This is a genomic window from Volucribacter amazonae (assembly GCF_029783845.1).
Taxonomy (GTDB): Bacteria; Pseudomonadota; Gammaproteobacteria; order Enterobacterales; family Pasteurellaceae; genus Volucribacter; species Volucribacter amazonae.
Map to the genome: position 1 here is coordinate 2,475,601 of NZ_LWID01000001.1, position 11,606 is coordinate 2,487,206.

Genomic DNA, 11,606 nt, shown 5'->3' on the forward strand with positions numbered 1-11,606 from the left:
CTTTAACCTCCACTAAACAAAAAAACGGATCCGAAGATCCGTTTTTATTTTTAATGATAATAGTGCCAATTAGAACACCCAGCCTACGCCGGCTTTGGCGGCGGGTTTGCTGCCGTTGCCTACGGAGGTGCCTACGCCCACGGAGATGTTCATTTTGCCAGACTTGGTGAGGTAGTTACCATTAACCGCTACTGCAGATTGGCTGTCATAATAGCCGGTGCCGACCCCGATGGAAAACTCGCCGGGGTGTTGGTTTGGCACTTGCACAGACATCGCCAAGGCAGAAGCGACCCCTTTAGCCGCCACTTTGCGGTTTTCGTTCACTTGATTTTGTAAACTATTTACCGAGCGGTTGAGTTGCCCTACGGTGGCGGCGTCGCTGTCTAAGATGCCGTCAGCCACATTGGTGATGCGGCGTTTTAAGTTGCTGTTACCGACGGAAAGCTCGGCGGTGCCAGTGCGGTTTGCACCTGCTGCGCCTGTTACTGAGTTTGCACCGAGTGCCACGTCATTGTTATTGGTGGCAACGGCATTGCTTCCCATTGCTAAGCTATCGTCGCCTAAGGCTTGTGCATTGTTGCCCATCGCCGTGCTATTAGCGCCGTTTGCTATGGCGCTGTTACCGATAGCGGTGCTATTGGTGCCACTTGCTACAGCATTATTTCCCATGGCAAGGCTATTGTCGCCGAGAGCTTGGGCATTGTTGGCAAAGGCTGCGCTGTTATTGCCGCTGGCTTGAGAGCCACCACCCGCCGCAATGGCATTTTCGCCGCTGGCAATGGCAGGGGCATTGGTGCTGTTGGTGCGCATATATTGGGTGCCTTTTTGTTGAATATTGGCGACCACGTCTTTCACATTGTTGGTTTGTGAACGGTTGCCGCTGCTGTCATAGGTATCATATTGTACAGTCACAGCGATGGTGCCATCTGGGTTAATCATAATTTCATCATCGTTGGCGCCGGTGATGGATTTAATGGCGCTGTGTAATTGCCCGCCATTGACTGCTTCGGTACTGTCTTTGCTAACCTTGCCAGCTTTGACATTGCGCAGGGTAGTCGGGGTTTTGGCGGAGCCGCTGCCGTTGACTACCGCCACTTGCACTTGCTCTTTGCTACTAATGTTGGCAGGCTTGTTTTCATCGGCGGTAATGCCATCATCTTTCGGGTAATAATAGTTGCCATCGCTACCAAGCACCACTCTTTCGCCTTGTGTATCGGTATAGGCAAGGGCACCTAAACCAGAATTAGCGAGGGCGCGCACTTGTTTAGCGGCGGTTTCCGCTTTAGTGGCAGAATTATCGGCATTGGTTTCTGAGGTTTTTGCTGCGGTGGCGGCAGTTTCGGCACGGGTTGCGGCATCGTTGGCATTGGTTTCAGCAGTTTTAGCATTTGTTTCTGAGATTGCAGCTTGATTTGCAGATTGTTGAGCTTGGTTGCGCGCATTTTCTGCTGCGGTTTGAGCGTTGACTGCTTGGTCTTTGGCATTAACCGCCTCTTGTTTCGCTGTTTGGCTATCGCTAGCAAATTGTGCCGCTTGTTGAGCAGAGTTTTTAGCCTCGTCGGCCGATTGTTTAGCGTTATCTTGGGCGGCTACGGCATTGTCACGGGCGATTTCTGCTGCATTTTGTGCTGTTTCAGCGGTAAGTTTTGCGCTTTCTGCTTTGCCCGCAGAGTTTGCAGCTGCTGAAGAAAATTGCTCGGCAGCGGTGCGAGCGCTTTCTGCAGCCGTTTTGGCGTTTTCCGCTTGAGTAGCAAAACCACTGGCTTGCTCTTTGGCGGTTTCGGCGGCAGTTTTAGCGTTTTCCGCTTGTTGAGCGGATTGTGCCGCGGTGTTAGCAGCGTTGTTGGCATTGGTTTCGGACGTTTTGGCGGCATTAGCCGAGTTTGCGGCAGCAAGAGCGGAGTTGTTAGCGTTTTTCTCGGCTTTTTGTGCGGCATCTTTGGCTGTTACCGCAAGGTTTTTGGCTTGTTCTGCATTATTTTCAGACGTTTTTGCCTCAGCGGCAGAAGTGCTGGCAGCCACTTGTGCGGCTTGGCTTGCGTTTTTGGCGTTTTCTGCTTGGGTAGCAAAACCACTGGCTTGCTCTTTGGCGGTTTCTGCCTGTGTTTTTGCGGTTTCAGCTTGGGTTGCAAAGCCGCTGGCTTGGTCTCTGGCGCTTTCCGCCTGTGTTTTAGCGGTTTCAGCGGCAGTTTTGGCATTTTCAGTGGCGGTTTGTGCGTTGCTGGCATTAATAGCCGCTTGTTTAGCTGCTTCTGCATCAGCTTTATTGGCGTCTTTTACCTCTGTAATTTTGGTATTGAGTTGAGAGAGGGTAACCGCATCGTTGTTGTTTACAGCATCGGCAATATTGGTAAGGCGGTAGTTGTTGGTGGTGCCGTTACCAAAGGAAACGGTTTCTGATTGATTATTGGTGGCGCCGTTACCGATGGCGATAGCGTTATCGGCGTTGATGGTAATATTGGTACCAAATGCGTGGGAGTTACTCCCTGTCACATTATTATCATAACCAAAGCTATGTGATTTATATCCCGTTATTTTAGAAATTTCTCCTATAATAGTAGAATGTTCTCCTTTAATAGTATTTGCTCCTCCAAAAATATTTGAGTTTACACTATCTAAAATATTTTTATCTCCAAATATGTTACTACTTCTATCAAGAGTTTGTGTACCATCAGGGTGGAAAAAATCGTCAGCAGGGAGAGTTTTTATAATAGCATTGCTATCGCCTACTACTGTATGATAATCACGTCCATTATCATCTGCTTTCTTAAAGGTATTATTTACACCATATATAATTATTTTATTTTCATTATCAATAATCGTTTGATCTGTAGCCATAGCCCCTTGCGAAAAGATCAGACCGCTAAAAAGTGCGGTGCAAATTGCCAACGTTTTTTTGCTCTTGGCAAACTCTGGCACTACAGCCGTTTGCCCTGTGCGATTACGCACCACTTTATAGATTTTGTTCATAAATTGCTCCTTAAATTAGCTGATAGGTTATGGATTGGTTTGATATTGCAGCCGAATTTCTACCCGGCGATTAGGTTGTAAACAGGCTTTGAGTGCCTGACGATTTTTTTGTTGACATTGCACTAACGGCGTTTGACTGCCCTTGCCTTGCGCCACAAATTGCATGGATTTAGTGTCCAGCCCTTGCTTTTGCCAGGCTTGTTTAAGGTAACGAGCGACGGTTTCCGCCCGACGTTGCGACAAGCGTTGATTATAGGCTGCCGTACCGAGACGGTCGGTAAAGCCGGTAATTTCTATCCGTTGCACCTTTTGCCCTGATTTTGCTACTTGTTGGGCAAATTGCTGTAAATCTTGCTTGCCCTGTGTCAAGATTTGGTTAAATTGCCATTGGTTAAAGCGGAACAGGGCATCAGCGTTGAGCTGCATTTGCTGTGGCGGTGCAGCACATTGGGCAATACCTTGCTCTACCTGCTTGAGATATTGGTCGGCTTGCTGCTGAAAATAAACGCCATGTTGGGAATAATTGCCATAGTCCTCTGCGGTTTCATATTCCAAGCCCAAAATAGCCACATCGGCACAAGCGAGAGCCTGCATGGCGCAATTTGCCCCTTTTTGTACAGCAAGTTGGCGTAATTGCTGGCGTTGCGGCAGCTCAAGGCGCGGATAGCCCGGCATGGCGGGGGTAAATAAACGGGCGCTGCGTTGCGCCAACGCGGCTTGTTCCGCCAACAAGGCTTGTTGGGTGAGGTATTCGGTAATGCCCGTGCTACGGGTCTCGCGGAACGTCCAATGAGCTAAATCCAGCAAACATTGGGCTTTGAGGTGGGCGTAATTTTGTTGCCCTTGCTGATTGTATTGGTTAAAGCGTTGTTGTAGATGGTCTAAGTCAGCGGCAGAGAGATAATTGCCCTTGCCTTGCCAGCCATATTCAATGGTTTTTTCAGGTAATTGCGCCAGCAGTTCGCTATTGGGTTGGGAAGAACAGGCGGTAAGCCCCGTAAAAAAAGTAAGAAAAAGACTTGCGTTTAGCCGCGAGAAAGGGTTAAATTGCTTGCTTGCTTGCTTGCTTGCTTGCTTGCGGAGTGGTTTATATATAACATCATAGCCTCGATAGTTAGGTAATGAAATCTGTTGTTGTGTAAAAAAACGGAAATTATGTTAGCGTTATTTTGGCTAAAAGGCAAGAGGCAAAATGGGGAAGTGAGAATTTATTTTAAAATAGACCGTACTTTTTAATTTCGGAGAAATCACATAATGAAAAAATATCTTTATCTTATATTGGCTTTATCATTAGTGGCTTGTAGCAATGTTACTACCAATAAGCAACAAGCCAAGCAGATGCTTGATCAAGGGATTAGTGCTTATCAACAACAGGATTATCAGACAGCAAAGTCGTTATTTCAGCAAGCGGCGAGGTTAGGGCAGTTTAAAGCACCTCGTTATTTAGCGTTGTTAGCGTTAAATGGCTGGGGTGAGCCACAAAATTTGGCTTTAGCCTTGGATTATTTTCGCCAAAGTGCGGAGCAAGGCGATATTACCAGTCAGTATTGGTTAGGTTATTTTTATGAACAAGGTATTGCGGTTAAGCGAGATTTGAGTAAGGCGTTATATTGGTATCAACAATCGGCACAACGTGGCGATATTATTGCTTCGCCAGCAATGACGGCGTTAGGGCATTTGTATGCCACAGGGCAGGGGGTAAATAAAAATTTGCAACAGGCTAAAATGTGGTATCAAAAAGCGGCGTTAGTGGGCAATGTTGATGCTCAACAGGCGTTGTTGGAATTGTATAGTCGTTCCACTTTAAAATGATACAGTGTTGGTATGCTTCGCCGTACCACAGTCTTATTTTACATTGAAAGACGATAATAAGGTGGCTGAGAAAGTGCGGTCAATTTTAAAAATTATTTTTAATTTGACCGCACTTTTTTTTGGGGGGGATTTAATGTGATTAACTTTCTTGCGGGTTGCTTTGGTTGAGTAATTCAAACCAGTATGGGCAAGGCTTAAAACGTTCGCCGTAGAGGGTAACGTGATGATTAAGTTCCGCTACAATATTTTTTGCACCGATTTTTTGCATATAAGCATAAATTCCGCCACGAAAATTGGGGAAAAATGCTCCAAGTACCGAGGCGACATTGCCTTCTTCTGCGTTAGCGATAACGCCTTCTTGTAAACAATACATGGCTTCATTTAGCATCATTAAGATACAACGGCGGACGATCTGTTCAGCTTCAAGATCATTAGCGGAAATGACCTCTAATACATAATAAATACTGCCGTCAACAGCGGTACGATTGTCATCACGATCATATAAATAGAAACCACGTTTATTTTTGATGCCTTTGCGTTCATCTTCTATTAATAGATTGACTTTAGGCGGTAAGGCAAAGCGTTCGCCCAATTTTTGTTGTAGGGTAGGCAAGGATTTTACCAAAATATCTAAGCCAAGTTCGTCAATCATTGCCAGAGGACCAAGGGCAAAACCAAATTCTTGTAAGGCACGATCGATAAATTCAACGGTTTCGCCATCAATAAGGCAGTTAATGGCTTCTAATAAATAAGGGGTAAGGATACGGTTGATAAAAAAGCCAGCTCGGTCGGCGACTAATAAAGGGATTTTGCCTTGTTGAATGGCAAAATGGATTGCAGTGGCAATGGTTTGCTCTGATGTGCCTTGATGTGGGATAATTTCTACCATTTTACGTTGTGAAACAGGGCTGAGATAATGAAAGCCAATAATATTTTCTGGGTGTTTGGCTTTGGCTGCAATATCGGCAATAGAGAGGGTTGAGGTATTGGTGGCAAAAATAATGTTTTCTCCATAATAATGTTCAGATTCACGCACCATTTGCTGTTTTAATGCTAAATCTTCATAGACAGCTTCAATAATAAAATTCGCTCGATGTTGCCCAATAAACCGTTCTCCCCCAGTAATCAGTTGCATTTGTTGACGCATTTGCCCAGCGGATAATGTGCCTTTTTCCACTTCTTTTTGTAGTAAACGGTAACTTTTATTGAGGGCTTGTAATATGCCTTCAGGGTGAATATCTTTGATGCGTACAGGGATATTAGCGTGGTGGGCGGTAATATAAGCAATTCCTGCACCAAGAAAACCACTGCCTAAAATGGCAACATTACTAATATCTTGTACATCGCCTCGGATACGGTATTGTGATTTCATTGCTCTTGCAGTGTGTTCTAATAAACGTAGGGCTTGTGATTGCTCTGTAAGATAAAGACGAGCAAATTGTTGCCTTTCGGCAAGATAGCCTTTTTTGCTATCGCTGTGCTTGAGAACTTCAAGAATTGCACTGATTGCCGTTGTATTATCAATCACTTTTGGGATAGTTGATTCGGCTCGTTCAAGCAAATAATGGCGAGAAAAGGAACGGTTGATCCAACGATTTTTTTGTTGAATTAAACGCGTTTGCCAAGGTGTTTGTTGTGGGGGAGTTTGCGTTGATTGTTTAATATAATCAAGTGCGGTGGAAATGAGAATAATTTTATCTACACGAGCATTAATTAGCCCAAGTGATAAAGCGGTTTTGCTATCAATTTTATTGCCCGTTAAAATAAGTTCTGCTCCCCGTCTTAAGCCGATTAACGCAGGTAGTCGTTGCGTTCCGCCAGCAAATGGAAGCAAGCCCGAGCGTATTTGTGGCATAGCAAAAGAAGTTAAGACATCGTTACTGGCAATACGATATTGGCAGGCTAGGGCAAGTTCTAAGCCCAATCCGTAGCAATCGCCATGGATCGCCGCCACCGTAGGGATTTTTAAATATTCAATTTCTTTTAAGAGTTGTTGGGCTTGTTCAGAAAATTTCTCTAATTCTACCGCACTTTTGCCCTCTAATTGGTTAAGATCAAAACCACGAATAAAATGATGAGGTTTGGCTGAAACAAAAATTAACCCTTTTAATTGTGAACGTAAAATCGTGCCAATGATTTCGCGTAATTCATCAATAAAATGAAGATTAATCAGATTAAAAGGGTGAGCGGGATCATTAATGGTTACGATACCGATTTGATGCTGTACGCTAAGTGTAAAGAATGTTTGTTGTTGATATTCCATAATTATTCCGTCTCCAAAACCATTGCACCGCCCAGTCCACCTAGACCGCAACCTGTAACTAAAGATAAGCCCCCACCTCGCCGTTTTAATTCAAATAATGATTGAATAATAAGGCGTAAACTGCTGACAGCACGAGGATTACCATACGCCAGTGAGCCCCCTAACACATTAAACTTATCCATATCAATTTCACCTATTGCACAGGTACGATTAAGCTGTTGTTGGGCAAATTGATGATCGGCAAATAAACGGATATTGGCAAGAGTTTGAGCTGCGGAAGATTCGTGCATATCAATTAAGTTCAGATCCTTGAGTTGTAAATTGGCGCGTTGTAAGGCAAGCGATGAAGCATACGTTGAACCAATAAGCATATTTTGCCAAACATCATTTCCTGTCATGGCATAACTGCGGATATAGCCTAGTACATCAAGTCCTTCAGTTTTGGCAATATCTTCACGCATTAACATCACAGCGGCGGCACCGTCGCAAGATTGGCTTACATTCCATGGCGTAACAGAGCCTTGTTGTTTATCTGTAAGAGGGGGAAGTTTCTGATAATATTCAGCTTTAGGTTTAGATTGAATAAGGTTATCAGCCACCACAAAGTTTTCATAGGGGGCAGGGAAAGATAACATAACTTGTTGTTTTAAACTGTTATCACGCCAGGCTTGTTTGGCACGCTGGTGAGAAAGTACGGTGAATTGATCTTGCTGTTGACGATCAATTTGGAAATTTTTCGCCATTTGTTCGGAAACGTCTTCCAAGGCGAGATCGGTAACATATTCTTTGGGATTAACACCATAAGGCTTTAAATCAGCCCAAGTTAATTGCTTGATAAGGTTAAATTTTCTCTCCCAGCCCTCCGCTTGTAGAATATCTTTAATGTTTTGAATTAAGCGAGGATTTAGGCTAATGGAAGAATTAGAAATAGATTCTGCCGCACCAGCGATACCTGCTTGTGAAGACCCTGTAATAATGCCATTGGCAACATTGATAACAGTTTGTAACCCTGTAACACAAGAACTGCTGATAGAATAGGCGGAAGCATTAACCCGTCCTAAACTGACAGCAACGCCCCGAGCGATATTTTGAATGGCAGCGTGTTGAGTGACTTGACCGAAAACAAATTGTTGCAGTAATTGCGGATCAACTGCAACACGATTAATCAATTCATTGGTAACCATTGTGCTAAGATCAATGGCGAAAGTATGTTTGAAGCCCGTATCTTTTTTCTGAAAAGGGGTGCGTAAACCACTAACAATGGCAATGCGTTGCCCTTTAGCGGTAATTAAACATTGGTCTGACATAGTATAATCTCAATATTTATCTCTATTATCTTTGTTGTGAGATAAGGTAAAATTTGCCCTTGAATGGCGTATTTTGCGGTTTAAAAACATCAGCTAATAAGTATAACAAACAAAGCAGATTATCACTATATGGTCATTATTCAAATTAAAATCAGGATACTGTACAAGACTAAAAGGCGTTGTGTTGTACTCTGAGCTTAGATTAGGTAAAATCTAGCCTCATTGAGTTTAGGATATAAAACTATGGCAAAGAAAAAAATTAAAGCAGGATCAAATACCATTGCGTTGAATAAACGAGCAAGACACGATTATTTTATTGAGGAAGAAATTGAGGCTGGGCTTGCTTTACAAGGTTGGGAAGTGAAAGCAATGCGAGCGGGTAAAGCCAATATTAGCGATAGTTATGTGATTTTTAATCAGGGCGAAGCCTATTTATTCGGGGCAACCATTACGCCGTTAAGTGTGGCATCTACTCATGTGGTTTGTGATCCCACACGCACTCGTAAATTATTGCTAAATAAACGAGAATTGGATTCGTTCTTTGGTAAAGCTAATCGTGAAGGCTTTACTATTGTCGCTCTTTCGCTTTATTGGAAACAGGCTTGGGCAAAAGTGAAAATAGGCTTAGCCAAAGGGAAAAAACAACACGATAAACGAGAAGATATTAAAGAACAAGAATGGAAACGCACGAAAGCGAGGATTATGAAAAACGCTAATAGGTAGGTGTTTTATAATCGCCCTACATTAAAATAATACAAGGTTGGCATGTCTTGCTGTGCTAAGTGTACAGTCTTCAGTGTGTCGCCTTTCTTTGTTTTAGATTAAAAGGATTATAGTATTAATGATAAAAATCCCAAGGGATTACTTGGGATTTTTCTTTTATTTCTCTGGTTTTGTTAATGGGGATTGCTGTTGGCAAAATCAGAGAGAAAGTGAAAATAATTCAAAAAACAACCGCACTTTAATACCATACTTTATTCAGGCTCAACAATTTCAATGGTGGCATCACTATGTAATCCTCTTGGTAGTGGTGTGCCTTTCCGACCACGCTCTGCGCGGAATTTTTGCCAATCTTCAGGTTTTAAGGTGATTTTGCGTTTACCTGAATAGAAAACGAGTTGAGCTTGTTCTGAAATTAGCAATAATTTCACCAATAATTCTGTGCGTTGTTGAGCTGATTTTGCTGGGATATTGATAATTTTATTGCCTTTTCCTTTGCTTAACTCAGGCAGATCCTGTATAGGGAAGATTAATATTCTTCCTGCCGAAGTTAAGGCGACTAATAATGAATGATATTGTTCAATTTTTAATGGCGGTAATAATTTGGCGTTATCAGGCAAATTGATAACTGCTTTACCTGATTTATTACGAGTGAGCAGATCTTGTTGTTGGCAAATAAAGCCATAACCTGCATCTGATGCCATTAATAAAGGTTGTTGTTCGTTTTCCATTATAACTTGTTCAACACAAGCCCCAGCGGGTAAGGATAGTCTTCCTGTTAAAGGTTCGCCTTGTGAGCGTGCGGAAGGTAAACTTAGCGGTTCTAAGGCATAACTGCGACCTGTGCTATCCATAAAAATAGCAGGTTGATTGCTTTTGCCGTAGGCGTGAGCAAGGTATTTATCGCCTGCTTTATAGTTTAAGCCTTGCACATCAATATCATGCCCTTTGGCACAACGTACCCAGCCCATTTCCGATAAAATAACGGTAACAGGTTCAGCTGGGGTCATCTCACTTTCTGCGATAGCTTTTGCCTCGGCGCGTTCAATTAATGGCGAACGGCGCGGGCTGGCATAGGTTTTGGCATCTTGCTGAATTTCTTGCTTAATAAGCTGATTAAGACGCTGGGTTGAGGATAAAATCTTTTCTAAATTTGACCGCTCTTTGGCTAAATTATCTTGTTCCGCTTGTAATTCTTGTTCTTCTAATTTGGCTAAATGGCGCAATCGCAGGTTTAAAATCGCCTCGGCTTGTTGTTCGGAAAGGTTAAATTTTGCCATTAATACTGATTTAGGTTCATCTTCATAACGGATAATTTGGATTACTTCATCAATATTAAGAAAGGCGATCATTAAACCTTGCAAAATATGCAATCGGTCTAGCACTTTTTCTAAGCGATATTGTAAGCGTCGAGTTACTGTGGTACGGCGAAAATCTAGCCATTCATTAAGAATTTGCACCAAATTCTTTACCGCAGGTTTGTTATCTAAGCCGATCATATTCATATTGACACGATAGCTTTTTTCTAAATCTGTAGAGGCAAATAAATGCCCCATTAATGCCTCAATATCCACTCGATTAGAGCGCGGTACAATGACTAAACGCACAGGATTTTCGTGATCTGATTCATCACGAATATCCTCTACCATTGGCAATTTTTTATTGCTTATCATTTCGCCAATTTGTGCCATGACTTTTGCTGGTGAGGCTTGGTGTGGTAAGGCGGTGATAATAATTTCGCCCTCTTCTTTTTTCCACACCGCACGCATTTTAATAGAGCCACGCCCTTGCTCATAAATTTTGCGAATATCATTTTTGTTAGAGATAATTTCTGCCTCAGTAGGATAATCAGGGCCTTGTACAACGGTTAAGAGATCTGCGAGGCTCGCTTGAGGATTATCCAGTAACATGATTGTAGCTTGGGCGATTTCATTCAGATTATGGGGCGGAATATCTGTTGCCATACCCACCGCAATCCCTGTTGTGCCATTTAATAAAATATGGGGTAGGCGAGCAGGTAAATATTGCGGTTCGGCTAATGTGCCGTCAAAGTTGGCTTGATAATCCACTGTGCCTTGTCCGAGTTCTGCCAATAAAACTTCGGCAATTTTGGCTAAACGAGATTCGGTGTAACGCATTGCCGCAAAGGATTTTGGATCATCAGGTGCCCCCCAGTTGCCTTGTCCGTCAATCAAGGGATAACGGTAGGAAAAAGGTTGTGCCATTAATACCATTGCCTCATAGCAAGCGCTGTCGCCATGGGGGTGGAATTTACCTAGCACATCACCAACGGTACGAGCGGATTTTTTATATTTTGCGGTGGCATTAAGCCCTAATTCGGACATGGCATAAACAATACGCCGTTGTACAGGTTTTAGCCCATCGCCAATAAAAGGCAAGGCACGATCCATAATGACATACATGGAATAATTGAGATAGGCACTTTCGGTAAAAGTGCGTAATGGCATTTGCTCAATGCCGTCATAGTTTATCTTGTTGGTCATAATCAATTTTTATGTTTATTTAAACGCTGT

At 43.0% G+C, this 11,606-nt stretch carries 7 protein-coding genes; 2 read left to right on the plus strand and 5 right to left on the minus strand.

The features are described from left to right. Positions 1–69: 69 nt before the first annotated feature. Together A6A20_RS11890 and A6A20_RS11895 are read right to left on the minus strand one after the other, a co-directional pair. Positions 70–2,970, minus strand: coding sequence for a YadA-like family protein (locus A6A20_RS11890; protein WP_279573624.1), 2,901 nt, complete (start codon positions 2,968–2,970; stop codon positions 70–72). Between the two features lie 27 nt (positions 2,971–2,997). Continuing rightward, positions 2,998–3,777 (minus strand): OmpA family protein, encoded by a 780-nt coding sequence (locus A6A20_RS11895; protein ID WP_279573625.1) that lies wholly within the window; start codon positions 3,775–3,777, stop codon positions 2,998–3,000. A gap of 447 nt (positions 3,778–4,224) precedes the next feature. On the opposite strand from A6A20_RS11895, the gene A6A20_RS11900 reads away from it, so the two are divergent. Continuing rightward, complete coding sequence (locus A6A20_RS11900) at positions 4,225–4,782, plus strand: tetratricopeptide repeat protein (RefSeq protein ID WP_279573626.1); 558 nt, start codon at positions 4,225–4,227, stop codon at positions 4,780–4,782. Positions 4,783–4,921: 139 nt separating this feature from the next. Here A6A20_RS11900 and A6A20_RS11905 read toward each other — a convergent pair whose 3' ends face one another. Together A6A20_RS11905 and A6A20_RS11910 are read right to left on the minus strand one after the other, a co-directional pair. Next, the gene (locus tag A6A20_RS11905; protein WP_279573627.1) at positions 4,922–7,045 is read right to left on the minus strand and encodes a 3-hydroxyacyl-CoA dehydrogenase NAD-binding domain-containing protein; all 2,124 of its coding nucleotides are present in this window, start codon (positions 7,043–7,045) and stop codon (positions 4,922–4,924) included. A gap of 2 nt (positions 7,046–7,047) precedes the next feature. Next, a complete protein-coding gene (locus A6A20_RS11910) occupies positions 7,048–8,352 on the minus strand; it encodes an acetyl-CoA C-acyltransferase (RefSeq protein WP_279573628.1) in 1,305 nt (434 codons plus the stop codon). A gap of 243 nt (positions 8,353–8,595) precedes the next feature. Between A6A20_RS11910 and smpB the strand changes: the two genes are divergently transcribed. Further along, positions 8,596–9,075: an SsrA-binding protein SmpB gene (gene smpB, locus A6A20_RS11915; RefSeq protein WP_279573629.1), complete on the plus strand. Its 480-nt coding sequence runs from the start codon at positions 8,596–8,598 to the stop codon at positions 9,073–9,075. A 251-nt stretch (positions 9,076–9,326) separates the two neighbouring features. On the opposite strand, the gene parC is transcribed toward smpB, so the two are convergent. Further along, on the minus strand, positions 9,327–11,576 hold the full coding sequence (parC, locus tag A6A20_RS11920) for a DNA topoisomerase IV subunit A (RefSeq protein ID WP_279573630.1): 2,250 nt from the start codon (positions 11,574–11,576) through the stop codon (positions 9,327–9,329). Positions 11,577–11,606 lie beyond the last annotated feature (30 nt).

Coding starts and splice junctions, on each gene's coding strand:
- A6A20_RS11890 (WP_279573624.1), bottom strand. CDS start 2,970: ATGAACAAAATCTATAAAGTGGTGCGTAATCGCACAGGGCAAACGGCT.
- A6A20_RS11900 (WP_279573626.1), top strand. CDS start 4,225: ATGAAAAAATATCTTTATCTTATATTGGCTTTATCATTAGTGGCTTGT.
- A6A20_RS11905 (WP_279573627.1), bottom strand. CDS start 7,045: ATGGAATATCAACAACAAACATTCTTTACACTTAGCGTACAGCATCAA.
- A6A20_RS11910 (WP_279573628.1), bottom strand. CDS start 8,352: ATGTCAGACCAATGTTTAATTACCGCTAAAGGGCAACGCATTGCCATT.
- smpB (WP_279573629.1), top strand. CDS start 8,596: ATGGCAAAGAAAAAAATTAAAGCAGGATCAAATACCATTGCGTTGAAT.
- parC (WP_279573630.1), bottom strand. CDS start 11,576: ATGACCAACAAGATAAACTATGACGGCATTGAGCAAATGCCATTACGC.